17 protein-coding genes and 2 pseudogenes are annotated in these 18752 nt (G+C 67.3%); 9 read left to right on the plus strand and 10 right to left on the minus strand.

The features are described from left to right. Positions 1 to 21 precede the first annotated feature (21 nt). From ychF to AC52GN_RS09785, 5 genes are all read left to right on the plus strand, one after another. Positions 22 to 1119 (plus strand): redox-regulated ATPase YchF, encoded by a 1098-nt coding sequence (gene ychF, locus AC52GN_RS09765; RefSeq protein ID WP_291776269.1) that lies wholly within the window; start codon positions 22 to 24, stop codon positions 1117 to 1119. A 128-nt stretch (positions 1120 to 1247) separates the two neighbouring features. Continuing rightward, a complete protein-coding gene (locus tag AC52GN_RS09770; protein ID WP_496526903.1) occupies positions 1248 to 2519 on the plus strand; it encodes an O-acetylhomoserine aminocarboxypropyltransferase/cysteine synthase family protein in 1272 nt (423 codons plus the stop codon). Between the two features lie 110 nt (positions 2520 to 2629). Beyond that, on the plus strand, positions 2630 to 4273 hold the full coding sequence (locus AC52GN_RS09775) for a M28 family metallopeptidase (RefSeq protein WP_496526904.1): 1644 nt from the start codon (positions 2630 to 2632) through the stop codon (positions 4271 to 4273). Positions 4274 to 4378: 105 nt separating this feature from the next. Further along, positions 4379 to 6028, plus strand: a complete 1650-nt coding sequence (locus AC52GN_RS09780; protein WP_496526905.1) for a M28 family peptidase — start codon at positions 4379 to 4381, stop codon at positions 6026 to 6028. A 169-nt stretch (positions 6029 to 6197) separates the two neighbouring features. Next, positions 6198 to 6512, plus strand: a complete 315-nt coding sequence (locus tag AC52GN_RS09785) for a hypothetical protein (RefSeq protein ID WP_496526906.1) — start codon at positions 6198 to 6200, stop codon at positions 6510 to 6512. Between the two features lie 72 nt (positions 6513 to 6584). Here AC52GN_RS09785 and AC52GN_RS09790 read toward each other — a convergent pair whose 3' ends face one another. The 3 genes and pseudogenes from AC52GN_RS09790 to petA form a co-directional block, all read right to left on the minus strand. Beyond that, positions 6585 to 7460 carry a cytochrome c1 gene (locus AC52GN_RS09790; RefSeq protein ID WP_496526907.1) on the minus strand — a complete coding sequence of 292 codons (876 nt, stop codon included), beginning with the start codon at positions 7458 to 7460 and terminating at the stop codon, positions 6585 to 6587. 5 nt (positions 7461 to 7465) lie between these two features. Further along, a pseudogene (locus AC52GN_RS09795) lies at positions 7466 to 8765 on the minus strand (cytochrome b). 17 nt (positions 8766 to 8782) lie between these two features. After that, positions 8783 to 9337, minus strand: a complete 555-nt coding sequence (petA, locus tag AC52GN_RS09800; protein WP_291776282.1) for a ubiquinol-cytochrome c reductase iron-sulfur subunit — start codon at positions 9335 to 9337, stop codon at positions 8783 to 8785. A 196-nt stretch (positions 9338 to 9533) separates the two neighbouring features. Between petA and AC52GN_RS09805 the strand changes: the two are divergent. Beyond that, positions 9534 to 9990: pseudogene (locus AC52GN_RS09805) on the plus strand (tRNA (cytidine(34)-2'-O)-methyltransferase). A 31-nt stretch (positions 9991 to 10021) separates the two neighbouring features. Here the strand turns inward: AC52GN_RS09805 and AC52GN_RS09810 are convergent. After that, entirely contained in the window at positions 10022 to 11308 is a 1287-nt protein-coding gene (locus tag AC52GN_RS09810) for a dipeptidase (protein ID WP_346487831.1), read from the minus strand. A 265-nt stretch (positions 11309 to 11573) separates the two neighbouring features. On the opposite strand from AC52GN_RS09810, the gene hemF reads away from it, so the two are divergent. Next, entirely contained in the window at positions 11574 to 12428 is an 855-nt protein-coding gene (hemF, locus tag AC52GN_RS09815; protein ID WP_496528799.1) for an oxygen-dependent coproporphyrinogen oxidase, read from the plus strand. A 10-nt stretch (positions 12429 to 12438) separates the two neighbouring features. Here the strand turns inward: hemF and AC52GN_RS09820 are convergent, their stop codons facing one another. From AC52GN_RS09820 to AC52GN_RS09830, 3 genes are all read right to left on the minus strand, one after another. Next, the gene (locus tag AC52GN_RS09820) at positions 12439 to 13782 is read right to left on the minus strand and encodes an ATP-binding protein (protein WP_496528800.1); all 1344 of its coding nucleotides are present in this window, start codon (positions 13780 to 13782) and stop codon (positions 12439 to 12441) included. 127 nt (positions 13783 to 13909) lie between these two features. Next, the gene (locus tag AC52GN_RS09825) at positions 13910 to 14911 is read right to left on the minus strand and encodes a hypothetical protein (protein ID WP_496526908.1); all 1002 of its coding nucleotides are present in this window, start codon (positions 14909 to 14911) and stop codon (positions 13910 to 13912) included. Positions 14912 to 15026: 115 nt separating this feature from the next. Continuing rightward, a complete protein-coding gene (locus tag AC52GN_RS09830; RefSeq protein ID WP_496526909.1) occupies positions 15027 to 15725 on the minus strand; it encodes a glutamine amidotransferase-related protein in 699 nt (232 codons plus the stop codon). An 87-nt stretch (positions 15726 to 15812) separates the two neighbouring features. Here AC52GN_RS09830 and AC52GN_RS09835 point away from each other — a divergent pair, with 87 nt between their 5' ends. Next, positions 15813 to 16148 (plus strand): antibiotic biosynthesis monooxygenase family protein, encoded by a 336-nt coding sequence (locus AC52GN_RS09835; protein WP_346487834.1) that lies wholly within the window; start codon positions 15813 to 15815, stop codon positions 16146 to 16148. Here AC52GN_RS09835 and rlmJ read toward each other — a convergent pair. Then, positions 16145 to 16966 (minus strand): 23S rRNA (adenine(2030)-N(6))-methyltransferase RlmJ, encoded by an 822-nt coding sequence (gene rlmJ / locus AC52GN_RS09840; protein WP_452111449.1) that lies wholly within the window; start codon positions 16964 to 16966, stop codon positions 16145 to 16147. The genes AC52GN_RS09835 and rlmJ overlap by 4 nt on opposite strands. Before the next feature lie 75 nt (positions 16967 to 17041). Between rlmJ and AC52GN_RS09845 the strand changes: the two genes are divergently transcribed. Beyond that, entirely contained in the window at positions 17042 to 17389 is a 348-nt protein-coding gene (locus AC52GN_RS09845) for a hypothetical protein (RefSeq protein ID WP_496526910.1), read from the plus strand. Between the two features lie 7 nt (positions 17390 to 17396). Here the strand turns inward: AC52GN_RS09845 and tdh are convergent, their stop codons facing one another. Both tdh and AC52GN_RS09855 read right to left on the minus strand, forming a co-directional pair. Further along, positions 17397 to 18443 carry an L-threonine 3-dehydrogenase gene (gene tdh / locus AC52GN_RS09850; protein WP_496526911.1) on the minus strand — a complete coding sequence of 349 codons (1047 nt, stop codon included), beginning with the start codon at positions 18441 to 18443 and terminating at the stop codon, positions 17397 to 17399. A gap of 4 nt (positions 18444 to 18447) precedes the next feature. After that, positions 18448 to 18747: a barstar family protein gene (locus AC52GN_RS09855; protein ID WP_346487837.1), complete on the minus strand. Its 300-nt coding sequence runs from the start codon at positions 18745 to 18747 to the stop codon at positions 18448 to 18450. Between the last annotated feature and the right edge of the window lie 5 nt (positions 18748 to 18752).

Here is an 18752-nt window from a genome sequence, read left to right on the forward strand (position 1 = left end):
CTCGCGCTCACGAGGAATACCATGGCTCTTAAAGTCGCGATCGTCGGCCTGCCCAACGTCGGCAAGTCCACCCTGTTCAACGCCCTGACCAAGACGGCGGCGGCCCAGGCGGCCAACTATCCGTTCTGCACCATCGAGCCGAACACCGGCGACGTGGCCGTGCCCGAGGCCCGGCTGAACGCCCTGGCCGCCATCGCCGGGTCGAAGGAGATCATCCCCGCTCGCATCACCTTCGTCGACGTGGCCGGTCTGGTGCGCGGCGCCTCCAAGGGCGAGGGTCTGGGCAACCAGTTCCTGGCCAACATCCGCGACTGCGACGCCATCGCCTTCGTGGCCCGCTGCTTCATCGACGACGACATCACCCACGTCGAGAACCGCATCGATCCCATCTCCGACCTCGAGATCATCGAGACCGAGCTGATGCTGGCCGACCTCGAAAGCCTGGAGCGTCGCCGCGTCCAGATCGAGAAGCGCGCCAAGGGCGGCGACAAGGAATCCCAGCTGAACCTGAAGCTGATCGACGCCGCGCTCGAAAAGCTGCGCGACGGCAAGCCCGCGCGTCTGGCCGAGGTGTCCAAGGAAGACCGCAAGGCCTGGGACATGTTGCAGCTGCTGACCGCCCTGCCCGCCCTCTACGTCGCCAACGTCGAGGAAGGCTCGGCCGCCGAGGGCAATGAGCTGTCGGCCAAGGTCGCCGAGCGCGCCAAGGCGGACAACGCCCAGACCGTGGTCATCTCGGCCCAGATCGAGTCCGAGATCGCCGTGCTGGACGACGCCGAACAGGCCGAGTTCCTCGAAACCCTGGGTCTGGAGGAGCCGGGCCTGAACCGCCTGATCCGCGGCGCCTACGACCTGCTGGGCCTGCAGACCTATTTCACCGTCGGGCCGAAGGAAGCGCGCGCCTGGACCATCCCCGTCGGCGCCACGGCGCCGCAGGCGGCGGGCGTCATCCACACCGACTTCGAAAAGGGCTTCATCCGCGCCGAAACCATCGCCTTCGACGACTACGTCGCGCTGAAGGGCGAAGCGGGCGCCAAGGAAGCGGGCAAGATGCGCGCCGAAGGCAAGGCCTACGTCGTCAAGGACGGCGACGTCATGCACTTCCTTTTCAACAACTGACGTCATCATGCGGGGCGGTCAGAAAATCTGACCGCTCTCGCAGAAAAACTGAAATCCCATTTCGCGGCGAGCTTTGCTAAGGCTGGTGTGAATCGGCGCGCCTTGCGTCGAAAGCTCCCGGGGAAGCCATGAAGTTCGACACCCTCGCCGTGCACGCGGGCTATGCGCCCGATCCGACCACCAAATCGGTGGCGGTGCCCATCTATCAGACCACCAGCTACGCCTTCGACGACACCCAGCACGGGGCGGATCTGTTCGACCTGAAGGTGTCGGGCAACATCTATACCCGCATCATGAACCCGACGTCCGACGTGCTGGAGCAGCGTCTGGCGGCGCTGGAGGGCGGCGTCGCCGCCCTGACCGTGGCCTCGGGCATGGCGGCGATCACCTATGCGATCCTGACCATCGCCGAGGCCGGCGACAACATCATCGCCACGGGCGCCCTTTATGGCGGCACCTACAACCTGTTCGCCCACACCCTGCCTCAGTACGGCATCGAGGTGCGCTTCATCGACGCCGACGACATCGCGGCGGTGGCGGCCAATACGGATGAGCGGACCAAGGCGGTCTTCTGCGAATCCATCGGCAATCCGCTCGGCAATGTGGTGGACTTCGCCGCGCTGGTGGACGCCGCGCACGCGCAAGGCCTGCCGCTGATCGTCGACAACACGGTGCCGACGCCCTACCTGACCCGGCCGATCGAGCATGGCGCCGACATCGTCGTCCACGCCCTGACCAAATACATCGGCGGCCACGGCACCAGCATCGGCGGCGCAATCGTCGACGGCGGGACCTTCCCCTGGGCCGAGCACAAGGACCGCTTCGCGCGCCTGAACACGCCCGAAGTCAGCTATCACGGCGTGGTCTATACCGAGGCCTTCGGCCCGGCGGCCTTCATCGGCCGGGTGCGGACGGTCCTGCTGCGGAACACCGGCGCGGCCATCTCGCCGTTCAACAGCTTCCTGATCCTGCAGGGGCTGGAGACGCTGGCGCTGCGCATGGACCGCCACGTCGAGAACGCCACCGCCGTCGCGCAATGGCTGAAGGCCCACCCCAAGGTCGACTGGGTCAACTACGCCGGCCTTCCCGAGCACAAGGATCACGCCCTGATCCAGAAGTATTTCGGCGGCAAGGCGTCCGGTCTGCTGACCTTCGGCGTCAAGGGCGGCCGCGAGGCCGGGGCCCGCTTCCAGGACGCGGTGAAGATCTTCACCCGTCTGGTCAACATCGGCGACGCCAAGTCGCTGGTCTGCCACCCGGCCTCGACCACCCACCGCCAGCTGTCGCCCGACGAGCTGAAGAAGGCGGGCGTGACCGAGGACACGGTGCGTCTGTCCGTCGGCATCGAGCATATCGACGACCTGATCGCTGACCTGGACCAGGCTCTGGCCGCCGTCTGATCCTCCGCCCCTGTCCCAGCCAGGCGCCGTCGACGCGGCGCTTGGCTGTCGACTCCCGCGATCCGGCTCACTACGGTCCCGCCATCGAATTCTCCGAGAGGTGAGACTGTATGCGTCTTTCAACGTCCATCGCCGTTCTGGCGTTCGCCGCCTCGCTGGCCGGCGGCGCCGTCGCCCAGACCGCGCCCGCCTTCGACGCCGCGCGCATTTCCGAGGACATCCGCGTCCTGTCGGACGACAGCTTCGAGGGGCGCGGCATCGCCACTCCGGCCGAGCAGAAGGTCATCGACTATCTGAGCCGTCAGTATGCGGCGGCAGGCTTCGCGCCGGGCGGCGAGAACGGCGGCTGGACCCAGGCCGTCGGCCTGAACCGCTTCACCGTCTCCAACGTCTCGGGCCAGCTGAAGCTGGGCGACTGGAGCCAGCCGCTGACGCAGGGCCAGGAAGTCACCATGACGACCCGCCTGCCTTCCGACGGCGTCGACCTGAAGGACAAGCCGCTGGTCTTCGTCGGCTACGGCATCAGCGCGCCCGAGCGTCAGTGGAACGACTTCAAGACCGACGTGCGCGGCAAGGTGATCGTCGTCCTGGTCAACGACGCCGACTTTGAAGACCCGTCGCTGAACACTTTCGGCGGCGAGGCCATGACCTACTACGGCCGCTGGACCTACAAGTTCGAGGAAGCCGCCCGTCAGGGCGCGGCGGGCGTGCTGATCGTCCACGAGACCAAGCCCGCCTCCTATGGCTGGACCACGGTCGCCAACTCCTGGGGCGTGCCGCAGTTCGACATCGTGCGAGCCGATCCGTCGGCCGAGCGCGTCGCCATGGAAGGCTGGATCCAGCGTGATCTGGCTGTCGACCTGTTCCGCCGCGCGGGTCTCGACTTCGAGCAGGAGAAGATCAAGGCGCGCAGCCGCGACTTCCAGCCCGTCGAACTGACCGGCGCGACCCTCGACGCCCGCATGGACGTGAAGTCCGAACGCATCGTCACCCACAACGTCGTCGCCAAGCTGGAAGGCTCGACCCACCCGGACGAGACCATCCTCTACACCGGCCACTGGGACCACATCGGCATGGGCGAGCCGGACGCCAACGGCGACCGCATCTTCAACGGCGCCATCGACAACGCCTCGGGCACGGCGGCCCTGCTGGAGATGGCGCGCCAATGGTCGGCCGGACCGCGACCTGAGCGCACCATCGTCATGATCAGCTTCACCGGCGAGGAAAGCGGCCTGCTGGGTTCGGAGTTCTACGCCGCCAACCCGCTGTATCCGGTGGAGAAGACCGTCGGCGGCTTCAACATCGACTCGGCCGCCGTCTTCGGTCGGATGAACAAGCTGGGCGTGACCGGCTACGGCCATTCGGAACTGGACGAGCCGGTGATCGCGGCGGCCGCGGCGCAAGGGCGCGGCTTCGTCGGCGACGCCGGCGCCGCGGCGGGCATCTACTTCCGCTCCGACCACTTCCCGCTCGCCAAGAAGGGCGTGCCGATGGCCTATCTGTCCTCGACGGGCGAGTTCGTCGACGCCCCGATCGAGCCGCGTCTGGCGCGCGCCGCCGACTATCGAGCCCACCGCTATCACCAGGCGGCGGACGAGTGGGAATCCGACTGGGACTATTCCGGCATGCTCCAGGACCTGGAGGTCATGTTCAAGGTCGGTCAGGACCTGGCCAACAGCCGCGACTGGCCGGAATGGAAGTCCGGCTCGGAGTTCGGCCCGGAACGCGCCAAGAGCGCCGCTCAGCGCCGCTGATCCGGCCCATCGGTCGAACATGACGAAAATGTAAGGGGCGGCCCCGCAAGGGGCCGCCCTAAGACTATAGGGAACGGCCTCGTGGGGAGGGCCGAAGGAAACGCCATGCACCATCGCTTCATTCGCGGCGTCGCCGCCGCCGCGCTGATCCTCGTCGCGGGCGCCGCCTCGGCCCAGGACTTCTCGGCCCAGCGCCTGTCCGACGAGATCCGCGTCATCAGCGCCGACGACTTCCAGGGCCGCTATCCCGGCACGGAGGGTGAGAAGAAGACGCTGGACTGGCTGCAGGCCCAGTATGAAGCGATGGGGCTGGAGCCCGGCGGTCCCAACGGCCAGTGGCTGCAGGTCATCGACCTGAAGCGTCTGACGCCCCAGGGCGAGCCCGCCCTGACCTGGGCCGGAGCGGCCACGACGGGCCGCGCCCTGACCGCCGGAACCGACTTCACCCTGCGGGCGATGAACGATGCGGCCATGGGGCGGGTGATCGACGCGCCCGTCGTTTTCGCAGGCTACGGCATCCATGCCCCCGAGCGGGGCTGGGACGACTACGGCGATCTGGACGTGACCGGCGCGGTCGTCCTGGTCGTGGCGGGCGAGCCGGACAGCGAGCTGTTCAACGGCCCCTACGCCACCACCTATCAGTCCGCCGCCTATAAGGCCGACGAGGCCAGGCGGCGCGGCGCTGTGGCCGTTCTGACGATCGTCGACGGCGATGCAGGTTCGGCCGTCTGGCGGCGCGAGACCGCCGGCGCCGGACGCACGCGCACCCTGACCCCCGGCTCGGCCGAACTGACCCTCAGCGGCGCCGTCAACCGCGACGTCGCCGCCGAAATGGGCGTGGACCTGGCGTCGCTGAAGCCCCGCCTCGAGACCGGCGACTTCCGCGCCTTCGCGCTGGAGACGCGGATCACCGCTTCAGCCCAGGAATCGGTCGAAATCCTGCGCACCCACAATCTGCTGGCGCGCATCACCGGGACCGAGCGCCCGAACGAGGTCGTCATCTATTCCGCCCACTGGGACCATGTCGGCGTCAATGAGAACACGGCGGGCGACGACAAGGTGTTCAACGGCGCCTGGGACAACGCATCGGGCACGGTCGGCGTGGTCGAGATGGCCCGCCAGCTGAAGGCCGCTCCGACGCCGAAGCGCACACTCGTCTTCGCCCATATGGCGGCCGAGGAGATGGGCCTGCTGGGCGCCTACGCCTATGTCGCCGATCCGGTCTATCCGCTGGAGACGACGGTGGCCGACATCAACATCGACATGCTGCCTCTCAGCGGCCCGACCCGCGACGTGCCCATCTTCGGCAAGGGCCAGAACAGCCTCGAGGACGACCTGCAGGCCCTGGCTGAACAGGAAGGCCGCTACGTCTCCGACGACGGCCAGCCGGAACAGAATTTCTACTACCGCTCCGACCACTTCCCTTTCGCGCGCGGGCGTGCCGGCCCTGATGCCCTGGCACGGGGTGGATTGGGTCGAGGGCGGCCGCGAGGCGGGTCTGGCCGCCTGGAAAGCCAAGTTCGGCGCCGACTATCATCGCCCCAGCGACGAGTGGTCGGCCGACTGGGATCTGCGCTCGGCGGTCGAGAACCTGACCCTGCTCTATCGCCTGGGCCTGGACCTCGCCAACGGCGACGAATGGCCGACCTGGAAGCCGACCTCCGAGTTCGGCCAGGTCCGCGACCGCAGCGCGGCGGCCCGGCGTTGACGCATCAGAAGGCAGGGCGGCAACGCCCTCGCCTGTCCGCACGTTGAAGCAGGGATGAAGCGCCCTACGCCTCCCATTCTTGTCGTGCTGGCGACCTTGCTGACGGCCTGCGACCCGCCGGGACAGGTCAACCCGCCCACGGAGCCGGCCCAGCCCATACAGGGTCCGGGGACTTCGGCGCCTCCGCCACAGCGCCCGCCGGGGATGGAGCCGCTTATGCGCGGTGCCGGCGCGATCAGCTTCATCGGCCGTTGGGCGCCCACGGCCGAAGCTTGCGCCCAGCCCGGCGATCAGGCCGCGCTTCAGATCACCACCACCGATCTGCATGGACGAGGACTGCGCTGCGTCATCGAAGCCATCGACGAACGCGGCCAGGGCTACGACGCCCTTCTCGACTGCGAGACGGGAAGCGGGCGCACCTCCCGGCAAGTCCGGTTCGAAGCGACGAACGAGACGCTGCGGCTGATCCGCCTCGACAGGCCCGACGAAGCGCCCCAGCGCCTGATCCGCTGCACCGCCCTCGCCCGCTGACGCGGACGCCGCTCATAAAAAAACCCGCCGGATCGCTCCGGCGGGTCGTTTCGTCTGCAAGGAGAGGACGCCTTAGTGGGCGACGCCCTTCCAGATGCGGCGATAGCTGGCGTAGGTCACGCCCGCGAAGGCCAGCAGGAAAATCAGCACGCCGAAGCCCATCTGCTTGCGCTCGACCATCTTCGGCTCGGACGTCCAGGCGATGAAGGCCGCGACGTCCTTGGACATCTGATCCACCGTCGCCTCGGTGCCGTCGTCATAGGTGACCTGGCCCGCGCTCAGCGGCGGCGGCATGGCGATGAAGCCGCCGGGCGGAACATGGCCCTCACCCGTCCAGAACGGGGTCATGTCCCCGGCCATATAGGGGTTGTAGTGCTGGGTCTCGGTCATCTTCAGGCCCGCCGGCGGGGCCGAATAGCCCGACAGCAGCGAGTAGATGTAGTTGGCGCCGTCGTGACGGGCCTTGGCCATGACCGACAGGTCCGGCGGCATGGCGCCGCCGTTGGCCGCAGCGGCCGCCGTCGGGTTCGGATACGGGTTGGGGAAGCGGTCGGCCGTGGTGGCGTCGCGCATCAGGGCCTCACCCGTCTCCGAGTCGATGTCGGCGACCTGGATCTCCTTGGCCAGAGCCTTCACGACAGGGTTGTCGTTCGGGTTCGGATACTTCGGATTCCAGAACGGGCCGTCCTTGTCGCCCAGGTTGCGGAAGTGCATCAGGTCCATGCCGTGGCAGGAGGCGCAGACCTCGCGATAGACCTTGTAGCCGCGTTGCAGCTGGCCCTGATCGAAGGCGCCGAACGGCCCGGCGAAGCTGAAGCCGCCGTCGCGCGGATGCTTGGCGCCCCCGGCGGCCATCGCCGGGGCGGCGATGGCGACCAGGCCGACAGCGGCCGTCACGGAGACGAGGATCTTGCGGAAGGACACGGTCTTTTTCTCGTTGCTCATCATCGCGCTCACGCCTTCTCGGCTGCGGTCGACGGGAGCACGGGCTCCGAGATCGTCGCCGGGATCGGCAGCGGCTTCTCACGCAGGCCGATGACCGGCATCAGCACCAGGAAGAAGACGAAGTAGTAGGCCGTCAGGAAACGCGTCAGCCACAGGTAGGAGTTCAGGTCGCCGTCGATCAGGGTGAAGGTCTTGAAGCTGCCGATCACCGGAGCGTCGGGCAGCTGCGCGCCGCACCAGCCCAGGCCGAAGCAGACGAACAGGAAGATGATGAAGAAGGTCTTCATCGTCGGGCGGTAGCGCATGGAGCGCACCTTGGACGTGTCCAGCCACGGCAGGACGAACAGCACCCCGATCGCCGCGAACATGGCCACCACGCCGCCGAACTTGTCGGGGATGGCGCGCAGGATCGCGTAGAAGGGCAGCATGTACCACTCAGGCACGATGTGCGCCGGGGTCTGCAGCGGGTTGGCCGGAATGTAGTTGTCGGCGTGGCCCAGGGCGTTCGGGTTGTAGAAGACGAAGACTGCGAACAGGATCAGGAACAGGATGATCGCGAAGCCGTCCTTGACCGTGAAGTACGGGTGGAAGGGCAGCATGTCCTTCTTGGCGCGGTCCTTCAGGAATCAGGATGCCGACCGGGTTGTTCTGACCGGCGGCGTGCAGGGCCCACAGGTGCAGCACCACGCAGCCGGCGATGACGAACGGCAGCAGGTAGTGCAGCGAGAAGAAGCGGTTCAGCGTCGCGTTGTCGATCGCCGGGCCGCCGCGCAGCCAGATCAGGATCGGCTCGCCGACGACCGGAATGGCGCCGATCAGGTTGGTGATCACCTCAGCGCCCCAGAAGGACATCTGGCCCCACGGCAGGACATAGCCGAGGAAGGCGGTGGCGATCATCAGGAAGAAGATGACGCAGCCGACGATCCAGATCATCTCGCGCGGCGCCTTGTAGGAGCCGTAGTAGAGGCCCCGCAGCATGTGCAGATAGACGGCGATGAAGAACATCGACGCGCCGTTGGCGTGCACGTAGCGGATCAGCCAGCCGCCGTTCACGTCGCGCATGATGCGCTCGACCGAGGCGAAGGCCATGTCGACGTGCGGGGTGTAGTGCATGGCCAGGACGATGCCGGTGATGATCTGCGTCATCAGGCAGATCGCCAGGATGCCGCCGAAGGTCCACCAGTAGTTCAGGTTCTTCGGGGTCGGCAGGTTCGCATAGTCCATGCCGAAACGGATGATCGGCAGGCGGGTGTCCATCCACCGCTCGACAGCGGTTTTCGGGACGTAAGTGGATTCGTGATCGCTCATGGTTCCTCTGTCCGTCCTCAGCCGATCTTCACGCGGGTGTCGGACATGTATTCATAGTTCGGCACGATCAGGTTCAGCGGCGCCGGACCCTTACGGATGCGGCCCGAGGCGTCGTAGTGCGAACCGTGGCAGGGGCAGAACCAGCCGCCGTAGTCGCCGGCGTTGAAGGTCGGCACGCAGCCCAGGTGGGTGCACGAGCCGATGACGACGAGATATTTCTCGTGGCCGGCCTTGGTGCGCTCGGCGTCGGTCTGCGGCGGGCTGCCTACGGCGCCCTCGTCGATGACCTTGGTCAGCTCGGCCGGGGTGCGATAGCGCACGAAGACCGGCTTGCCCTGCCACTTGATGACGACCTGCTGACCTTCCTGAACCTTGGTCAGATCGAATTCGATCGACGCCAGGGCCAGGGTGTCGGCCGCCGGGTTCATCTGGTTGATCAAGGGCCACGCCACCATCACGCCGGCGCCGGCCGCAGCCGCGCCCGCCGCAATGTGGATGAAGTCGCGGCGAGTGGCGTCGCCACCCCCGTGTTGGCCGTCAGGCCCGTCAGCATTCACGACCGATTCGGCCACGCGTTTCACCTCTGCATCGCCGGCCGCCCGCCCCGACATGGAGCGTCAACCGAATGGAACCCTATCATGCGACGGCAAATCCCTGCCCGTCCGGCCTCGGTTTCGTCCGTCCCAGACAAGTCGCGGAAGCGATTTGCGAAACGGTCGCAACAAAAGCCGCGACAAGGCCCCGCCCCGCGCGTATGAGGGCCTTAGAATGCGTCTCGCCCTTTTTCAACCTGACATCCCCCATAATGTCGGCGCCTGCATCCGTCTGAGCGCCTGTTTCGGCGTGGAATTGCACGTCATCGAGCCCACCAGCTTTAATTTCGACGACCGCGCGATGAAGCGGGCGGCCCTGGATTACGGCCCCTTGTCCCATATGACGCGCCATTCCGACTGGGACGCCTTCCAGCGCGAGCGGGCGCCGGGACGGCTGGTGCTGTTCACCACGCGCGCGGCCGAACCCCTGACCGATTTCGTCTTCCAGCCCGATGACGTCCTGCTGTTCGGCAAGGAGAGCGCCGGTTCGCCCGACTACGTCCACGCGGCGGCGGATGCGCGAGATCTTCATTCCGATACGGCCGGAAACCCGGTCGCTGAACCTGTCGGTCAGCGCCGGGATAGGCCTGCATGAGGCGCTAAGGCAGCTGCACTCGCTGCCGACGCGGTAGTCCTTCTCCCACAAGGGGAGAAGGATTCGACCTATTCCGGCGCGCCGTCGTCCGGCAGTTTGGCCAAGTTCGGGCGTTCGGCCCCCTTCGAGGCGGCGACACGCTCGACGGCGCGCATGACGCGCAGCAGGTTCTCGCCCGAGATCTTGCGGATATCGGCTTCGCTCCACCCCCGGTTCATCAATTCGGCCAACAGGCGCGGATAGCCATCCACGCCCTCAAGGCCGACCGGCAGGCTGTCCACCCCGTCATAGTCGCCGCCCAGGCCCACATGGTCGATGCCCGCCACGTCGCGGACGTGCTGAATGTGGGCGATGACGTCCTCGATCGTCGCCTTGGGCGCGGGATTGGCCGCAACCCAGGCGTCCACGCCGGCCTTGACCGCCGTCGGATCACCGGGATTCAGCGCCGTCAGCCGCGTGGTTTCGGCCGCACGGGCGGCGCCCCAGGCGCGCACCGGTTCGCTGATGAAGCCAGGCACGAAGGTCACCATGACGATGCCGCCGTTGGCCGCCATCTGGCGCAGCACGGCGTCGGGCACGTTGCGCGGATGGGCCGTCACGGCCCGCGCCGAGGAGTGGGAGAAGATCACCGGCGCTTCGGACACCCGGATGGCGTCGACCATGGTGTCCTCGGACACGTGGCTCAGGTCGACCATCATGCCCAGACGGTTCATCTCCTTGACCACCTCCTCGCCGAAGGCGTTCAGCCCGTTCCATTTCGGCGCGTCAGTGCCGCTGTCGGCCCAGGTCGTGCTCTTGGAGTGGGTCAGCGTCATGTAGCGCGCGCCCGAATCATAGAATTCGCGCAGCAGGCCCAGGGAGTCGTCGATGGAGTAACCGCCTTCCATGCCGATCAGGCTGGCGATCTTGCCCGCGCGGTGGATGCGGACCAGGTCGTCGGCGGTGGTGGCGAGTTCGAAGGTTTCGGGGTGGGCGGCGACGATGCGCTTGACCGTATCGATCTGTTCGAAGGTGGCCTTGGCGGCGTCGACCGGCGCCATGCTGGCGGGAACGTAGACCGACCAGAACTGGCCGCCCACGCCGCCTGCGCGCAGACGCGGGATATCGGTATGCAGGCGCGTCGAGGTCGATAGATTCGCGTTCAGATCAACGCCGTAAGGGTCGTTCCCAAAGCCCTGACGCAGCGCCCACGGCAGGTCGTTGTGGCCATCGACCAGAGGCGTGCGCTTGAGGATCTGCATCACCCGCGCCTCTTGCGGCTGAGTTTGAGCCACGGTCGGTCCGGCCAGGACGGCGACGGAGGCGGCGGCGAGCAGGCTCGCGCGCAGTTTGGCGTTCAGGGCGATGCGGATCATGGTTTCCCCTCCTGGATACTCGGCCCGCTCGGTCGCCCCACGGCGCCGCTTCCTACGGGCGCGGTACGCTGGCACAGCTAAGGCGCTGAGGGAACCATCCGTATACCGCCCTGCAGACCGCCCCTCCGCAGGCCGCCTTGTGATCTGGATCAAGGCCCCCTCGCCCGCACTGCGGCATCAGGCTCGCATCCGCGCACCCCGCCGGACTGTTCAGAAAGGCCGCGTCATGGTTGAAGCCCTCATGATCCAAGCTGACCCCGCCCTGATGATTGAGCGCCGCGAGCGCGCCCGCGTCTGGTTCGAGACCCTGCGCGACAAGATCCACGCCGGTTTCGAGGCGCTGGAAGACGCCGCCCCCGCCGAACTGTTCGCCGGCGAACCCGGTCGCTTCGTCCGCACGCCCTGGGATCGCAAGGAAGGCGGCGGCGGCCTCATGGGCATGATGAGCGGCCGCCTGTTCGAAAAGGTCGGCGTCCACTGCTCGACCGTCCACGGAACCTTCCCCGCCGACTACGCCAAGAACGTGCCCGGCGCCGAGGAAGACCCGCGCTTCTACGCCACCGGCATCAGCCTGATCTGCCATCCGGTCAGCCCGCGCGTGCCCGCCGTGCACATGAACACCCGCCTGATCTCGACGACGAAGACCTGGTTCGGCGGTGGCGGCGACCTGACGCCCGTACTGGATGCGGACCGCCGCGACGACCACCCCGACACCGTCGACTTCCACGCCGCCATGCAGGGCGCCTGCGACGCCTTCGACCCGGCCTGGCACGCCAAATACAAACAGTGGTGCGACGAATATTTCTTCCTGCCCCACCGCAATGAGCCGCGCGGCACCGGCGGCATCTTCTACGACCACCACGACAGCGGCGACTGGGAGCGGGACTTCGCCTTCACCCAGGCCGTCGGCGAGGCCTTCCTGAAGGTCTACACGGACATCGTCGCCCGCCGCATGCAGGAGCCCTGGACCGACGCGGAGCGCGAGGAACAGCTGATCCGTCGCGGCCGCTATGTGGAGTTCAACCTGCTCTACGACCGCGGCACCATGTTCGGGCTGAAGACCGGCGGCAATGTCGAGTCGATCCTCAGCTCCATGCCGCCCGTGGTGAAGTGGCCCTAAACGCCGAGGTTCAGGCCGAGACCTGATCGTTCGCCCGGTCCAGGGCCTCTGCGACGGCCCTGGTCAGGCCCGCCACGCTCAGCGGCTTGGTCAGATGGCCGTCGGCGCCCGCGCGATGGCTGGCCTCGACATGCTCGCTCATGGCGTTGGCGGTCAGCATCAGGATCGGCGTCGGCTCCGCGCCGATGCGGCGCTCGTGGGCGCGCATCTCGGTCGTGGCGGTCAGTCCGTCCATGACCGGCATCTGCATATCCATCAGCACCAGGTCGAAGCCCCCCTCGCGGAAGGCGGCCAGGGCCTGGGCCCCATCCTCGACCGTCGTCAACTCGACTCCCAACGGTTCGAGCATGACCTCGACCACCTTGCGGTTGGCCGGATGATCATCGGCCAGAAGCACGCGCGGCGCGCCTGCACGTTCCATGGACGGCGGCGGCGCGGCCTGAACCGCCTCGTTCGGCGCCTCGTCTGTCGCCGTCGGCAGGGACAGGTCGAACCAGAAGCGCGCGCCCTCGCCCGGCGGAGAATCGCAGTCGAGCTCCCCGCCCATCAGCCGGACCAGATCGTCTGAAATCGCCAGCCCCAGCCCGCTGCCGCCGAAACGGCGGGTGATGGAGCCGTCCTCCTGCTGGAAGCGATGAAAGATGCGCGACTTGAACTCGGCGTCAAAGCCGATGCCCGTGTCGAAGACCGTGAAGCGCACGCGGTCCCCCTCTGTCCGGGCGACCTTCAACGTCACGCTGCCTTCCTGGGTGAATTTCAGCGCGTTGCTGACGAGATTGGTCAGCACCTGGCGCAGACGCACGGCGTCGCCGAGCACCCGGCGCGGCAAGGCCGGATCATACTCCAGCCGCAGCTCCACCCCCTTGCCCATGGCCAGCGGCGCCCACAGTGCGGAGACGTCACGCGACGCCTCCTCCAGGTCGAAGGGCGCAGGCTCGATCGTCACCTTGCCCGACTCGATGCGGGCGACGTCCAGAATGTCCGAGAGCAATCGCTCCAGGGTGACGCCGGACGACCGGATGATGTTCACCAGCTCCCGGTCCTGCTCGCGCAGATCGCGACCGGCCAAGGCTTCGGCCATCGCCACCACGCCGTTGAGCGGCGTCCGGATCTCGTGGCTCATATTGGCCAGGAACTCGCTTTTTGCGCGGTTCGCGGCCTCGGCGTGGAGTTGGGCCTTCTTCAGCCGACGAGACTGCCGCCTCTGCCAGAACACCACCAGAAGGACCGACACGGCGAAGGCGAGGCTTATGCCCAGGATCCAGTTCTGTCCCCGGATCACCGCGTGTTGCAGCTGGGTGTTGGCGCGGGCCGTCTCCAACTGACGTCGCCGCTCGGCCAACTGCTCCTGCATGTCACCCGTCACCTGATGAATGCCCGCGCTGAATCGCAGAGACAGGTGCAGGTCACGCTGACGCTGATATTCGCGCAGAACGTCAAAGGCTTCGGCCGCCCGGCCGGAAGCGAACAGAAGCTCGGCCTCAAGCAGGCGTTCGGTCGGATCGACTCCGCCGTTCGGAGCCAACTCTCGCAGACGCTCCAGGTCGCTGCGCGCGCCCGCCAGATCGCCCAGCCGCGCGCGCGCCACGCCCCTGGCCGGCAGGATGTCGAGCGCCAGGAAGGCCTTGCCGTCGATCAGCGCTTCGTGCGGGGCCAGGCAGTCCAGCACTCCGCGCGAGATCCCGCCGCGCATCGGCGAGGAAGGCGCACAGGGCGGCGTCATAGGCGCTGAGGCTTTCCAGGTTCGCGCGCTGGCTGAGCCGATGATGGGCCGCATAGTAAAGTTCCGCGTTCGACAGGTCCCCCACCTGAAGCGCCATCCGCGTCAGATTATAGAGGCTGTCGAAGTCGGGACGCGGATAGTCGGGATTGGAATCGTCGATCTCGAAACGGCGGAAGGCCGCCGCCGCTCCAGCCACGTCGCTCAGCTTCATCAGGCCCATGCCGGTCATTTCCCAGACCCCCGCGCGCGCGGTGGCGGCATAGGGGTCATGCACCGGGATCTCGCTTTCGGCCGTGGTCAGCAGGCGCAGGCCTTCGCCGATGCGGTCCTGATCCATCAGGGCCAGGGCGCTCAAGCGGGCCGCATGAGCCATGACGAACCAGTCGCGGCTCGTCCGCGCCGTGTGCGCCATCTCCTTCTCGACCGCCAGATCGCCCTGGTCGTAGCGGATGGTCAGGGCGTTCAGCCGCGCAATGGCCAGGTATCGTTGGTCGTTCTGGGCCCGCGCCTGGGCCTCCAGGCGATTGTTCCAGAGGGTCGCCTCTTCGAAGTCCCCCTGGTTCAGAACCGTCCATGCGACGTGATAGAGCCGGTTCAGCCCCTCGCGGTCGCGCCGCTTCATGGCCTCCAGGCCAAAGGCCTCCAGCGCCGCGAAATTCGTGCGGGCGGCTCTCTGCTCCACGGCGCGGGCCAGCTCCGCAGCCTGGCCGACGCCGGCCATGGCGGGCGCGGCCGTCGCCAGTACGGCGACAGCGATCAAGGGCGCACGGAGAAGGAGCACGAGACGTACGGGGGCCATCCCCCCGACTCTAGACCTGCGGAAGTTGCCTAAGGCTTAGCGCCGTTCGATGAAGCGCGCCTCGCCAGGACCCCGTTCAAGCCGAAACGCCGAGGTAGGCCCGAATCCAGTCGGCCAGCACAGCGCTGTCGTTCGGCTGGGCCAGGCTGGCGTGGGCCTGATCGACCAGGGCGTCGTCGATGCGTCCCCGCCGACCTTCGGTCAGACGGGCGGCGAAGGCCGGGTCGAACTCGGGATGGCACTGGAAGCTGATGGCGTCCTGCCCCCAGGCCAGGCCCGCATAGGGGGTGAACTCGCTGGCGATCAGCACGCGTGCGTCCGCAGGCGCGGCCACGACCTGATCCTGGTGCGATGCCGGAATGGCGATGGTCGACGCCGCCGGCGTCATCCAGGCTTCGTCGCTCAGAACGTCATAGCGGTGCAGGCCGACGCCCCAGCCCTTGTCGGACTTCTCGACCCGGCCGCCGAAGGCGTGGGCCAGAATCTGGTGGCCGAAGCAGACGCCCACCAGCCGCGTCTTGCCCCGCGCGTCGCGCAGCCAGGCGGACAGGGGCGCGATCCACGGCAGATCCTCATAGACGCCCGCCGCCGACCCGGTGACGATCGTCCCGGCGAAGGCCGACGGGTCTTCCGGCAGTTCCCCCGCCTGAACGTCGAATCGATGGGTGGTTGCGCCCTCGCCCAGCATGGCCCGGAACTGGGCGGTGTAGTCGCCGAACGCCTCGGCCAGAGGGGCGGGCGGACGACCGGTTTCGAGGATGGCGATGGCGGTCATGAAATCCACTTGATCGACGAGGGAGGAAGAAGCGTCAGCCCCTCGATTGCGGTAGAAGGAAGGCGAAAGCAATGAGACGAACCGCCCATGCCCTCTTCAGCCGAAATCCAGGCCGATGCGCCGCCTGAAGACCCGATCGTCCTGATCAATGTCTTTAAGTGCAACGCGCCCCATCTGGACGAATTGATGGAGCATCTGGCCGCTCTTGTGCGCATCCAGACCGCCCTGCCCGGCTTCGTCTCCGCCACCCTGCATCGCGGACTGAACGGGCGGGTCGCCGCCAATCACGCCGTCTGGGCCAGCGCCGGCGCCTGGAAGGCTATGACGCGTCACCCTCAGGTCGTTGCGGCCATGGGGCCGATCCTGGCCATCGCCACCTTCGAGCCTCACCTCTACGAACCGGGCGAAGTCATCCAGGCCTAGCCCGCGCGCCAGACCTCGGCCCGGCCGCCGGGATCGCCCAGCGCCTGAACCGTCCAGCCGCAGATTTCAGCCGCCGCCGCATCGGCGCCCGAAGGCGCGTTGACGATCGTCATGGCGCAGCCGTTCATCTTCATCGGATTGTTCAGCGGGCGCAGCCGCGCCTCGGCGACCAGCACCCGCGAAAGCCCCGCCTGCTCCAGCCGCCGGATGAAGCCGTCGAAGGTCTCGAGATCCTTCAACGGCGTCCAGATCGCCACACAGGCCGTCCGATCGGCGCCCAGAACGGCCGCCGCCGTCTCGGCCGAGCGGACATAGTCGTCGGGCCGCTCGAACGGCGGATCGATCAGCACCAGCGGCGCCTTGAGCCCCCGCGCCGCGCGCACCGCCTCCTCATAGCCGTCGCCCGCCTGCCCCGTCGCATTGGGCCACGGCGCCAGCGCCTCCTGCAGCAAGGCCTCGATCGGCGGGTTCAGCTCGAAGCCGCGATAGGAATCCTCAGCCCTCAAGGCCCGCGCCGTCAGCACCGGCGAGCCGGGATAGAAGCGCGCGCCGCCCTGCGGATTCAGCGCCGCGACCTCGGCGGCGAGCGCCTCGATCAGCGGCGGCCGCGCCTCGGCGGTCATCAACCGCGCCACCCCGGCCTCGGCCTCACGCGAGCGGACCGCATCGCCCGACAGGTCATACAGACCCGCCCCGGCATGAGTGTCCAGCACGCTCACAGGCCCGCGCGCCTGCCGCTCCTTCAACAGCCACAGCACAAGGGCGTGTTTGACCAGATCGGCGAAGTTTCCGGCGTGAAAGCTGTGACGATAATTCATGGCCGCTCGTCCCCCGCCCCCGTCATCAGGTCAAGTCGTATAAGAGGGGACGACGCCCCGGCTTCAGGATACGCCATGCTGATCGACCATCCCGTTCTCTCCGACGATGAACGCACGCCCTCTCCGGCCATCGCCGAAACGGCGCAGGACGGTCTGGCCATGCGCGGACAGCACGGACGCGGCGGCACCGAGGTCGGGGTGCGCCGCGCCGAACAGCTGATGGCGCGCGCCCCGCTCAGCGACCGCGACATCAAGTCGATGTACAGCTATTTCGCCCGTCACGATGTGGACAGGCACGGCCGCCATTGGGCCGATCCCATCAAGCCGTCGGCCGGCTATATCGCCTGGCGTCTGTGGGGCGGAGACGAGGCGCGCGACTGGATCAACAGCCTGCGCGCCCGCCTTCGCGAAGTCGGGATTTAGAAGCCGGTCAGTCGGCCCAGTTCAGGACGACCTTGCCCGACTTGCCCGACTTCATCGCCTCAAAGCCCGCCTCGAAGTCCTGATACGGCATCTGGTGGGTGATCAGCGGCGACAGATCCAACCCGGCCTTCAGCAGGCCCAGCATCTTGCGCCAGGTCGTGAACATCTCGCGCCCATAGACGCCCTTGATGGTCAGGGCCTTCAGGATGATCGCGCCCCAGTCCGTCTCCATCGGCTTGGAGGGAATGCCCAGCATGGCCATGCCGCCGCCCATGATCAGGGTGTCGACGCACTGTTTGAAGGCGATCGGCGAACCTGACATCTCCAGCGCCACGTCAAAGCCGACCTTCAGGCCCAGCTCGTGCATGACGTCGCGCAGGTCTTCCTTGGTGGTGTTCACGGCGCGGATGCCGGGCGCAACCTTCTGCGCAAGTTCCAGGCGGAAGTCGTTGATATCCGTGAGAACCACAGTGCGCGCGCCCGCATGACGCGCCACGGCGGCGGCCATCATGCCGATGGGGCCTGCCCCGGTGACGATGACGTCCTCACCCAACAGATCGAACTGCTGCGCCGTGTGCACGGCGTTGCCGAACGGATCGAGGATCGAGCCGATCTCATACGGCACCTCGTCCGGCAGCTCGATGACGTTGAAGGCCGGGGCCACGACGTATTCGGCGAATGCGCCCTGACGGTTCACGCCGATGCCGCGCGTGTCGGGGTCCAGATGGAAGTGGCCGGCGCGAGCCGCTTCGGAGTTCAGGTCGATGACGTGGCCCTCGGCCGAGACGCGCTGGCCGACCTTCAGGCGGCGATCCACGTCCTTGCCGATGGCGACGATCTCGCCCGCGAACTCATGCCCGGTGATCATCGGCACGGGCACGTTCTTCTGGGACCACTCGTCCCAGTTCCAGATGTGGATGTCTGTGCCGCAGATGGCGGTGCGATGCACCTTGATCAGCACGTCCTCATCACCCGCGACGGGAATGGGCGCGTCGATCAGCTCCAGCCCCTCGGCCGGCTTCGTCTTGGCCAGAGCCTTCATCATGTCCGCCATCAGCCTACTCCCTGAACTCTGTTGTCGCGCCCTTGCACAGGCGCAGTTTGAAGCCTGATTTCGGCGCTTCCTCGGCATCGCGCAAGACGCCGACGACAATGCCGAAGTCCGCCCCCATCGCCTCGGCCGAAGCCTCCGCATGGATCCAGCGGATCGTCAGCGGTCCCGGCAGAACCGCCAGCACCAGATCGAACAGGGCGTCGAGATTGCGCCCGAACCAGTCAGGCACGCCCTCGATCCGCTCGATCTGCGCATAGAAGTCGTCACGGCTGCGGATACGGCGACCGTCCAGCACAACCTCCATGCCCG

It is taken from the genome of Brevundimonas sp. SS2672, from assembly GCF_059579685.1.

What these genes read in the sequence shown, in the direction of transcription:
- ychF (WP_291776269.1), top strand. Translation starts at nt 22, where the DNA reads ATGGCTCTTAAAGTCGCGATCGTCGGCCTGCCCAACGTCGGCAAGTCC.
- AC52GN_RS09770 (WP_496526903.1), top strand. Translation starts at nt 1,248, where the DNA reads ATGAAGTTCGACACCCTCGCCGTGCACGCGGGCTATGCGCCCGATCCG.
- AC52GN_RS09775 (WP_496526904.1), top strand. Translation starts at nt 2,630, where the DNA reads ATGCGTCTTTCAACGTCCATCGCCGTTCTGGCGTTCGCCGCCTCGCTG.
- AC52GN_RS09780 (WP_496526905.1), top strand. Translation starts at nt 4,379, where the DNA reads ATGCACCATCGCTTCATTCGCGGCGTCGCCGCCGCCGCGCTGATCCTC.
- AC52GN_RS09785 (WP_496526906.1), top strand. Translation starts at nt 6,198, where the DNA reads ATGCGCGGTGCCGGCGCGATCAGCTTCATCGGCCGTTGGGCGCCCACG.
- AC52GN_RS09790 (WP_496526907.1), bottom strand. Translation starts at nt 7,460, where the DNA reads ATGATGAGCAACGAGAAAAAGACCGTGTCCTTCCGCAAGATCCTCGTC.
- AC52GN_RS09810 (WP_346487831.1), bottom strand. Translation starts at nt 11,308, where the DNA reads ATGATCCGCATCGCCCTGAACGCCAAACTGCGCGCGAGCCTGCTCGCC.
- hemF (WP_496528799.1), top strand. Translation starts at nt 11,574, where the DNA reads ATGATTGAGCGCCGCGAGCGCGCCCGCGTCTGGTTCGAGACCCTGCGC.
- AC52GN_RS09820 (WP_496528800.1), bottom strand. Translation starts at nt 13,782, where the DNA reads ATGCAGGAGCAGTTGGCCGAGCGGCGACGTCAGTTGGAGACGGCCCGC.
- AC52GN_RS09830 (WP_496526909.1), bottom strand. Translation starts at nt 15,725, where the DNA reads ATGACCGCCATCGCCATCCTCGAAACCGGTCGTCCGCCCGCCCCTCTG.
- AC52GN_RS09835 (WP_346487834.1), top strand. Translation starts at nt 15,813, where the DNA reads ATGCCCTCTTCAGCCGAAATCCAGGCCGATGCGCCGCCTGAAGACCCG.
- rlmJ (WP_452111449.1), bottom strand. Translation starts at nt 16,966, where the DNA reads ATGAATTATCGTCACAGCTTTCACGCCGGAAACTTCGCCGATCTGGTC.
- AC52GN_RS09845 (WP_496526910.1), top strand. Translation starts at nt 17,042, where the DNA reads ATGCTGATCGACCATCCCGTTCTCTCCGACGATGAACGCACGCCCTCT.
- tdh (WP_496526911.1), bottom strand. Translation starts at nt 18,443, where the DNA reads ATGGCGGACATGATGAAGGCTCTGGCCAAGACGAAGCCGGCCGAGGGG.
- AC52GN_RS09855 (WP_346487837.1), bottom strand. Translation starts at nt 18,747, where the DNA reads ATGGAGGTTGTGCTGGACGGTCGCCGTATCCGCAGCCGTGACGACTTC.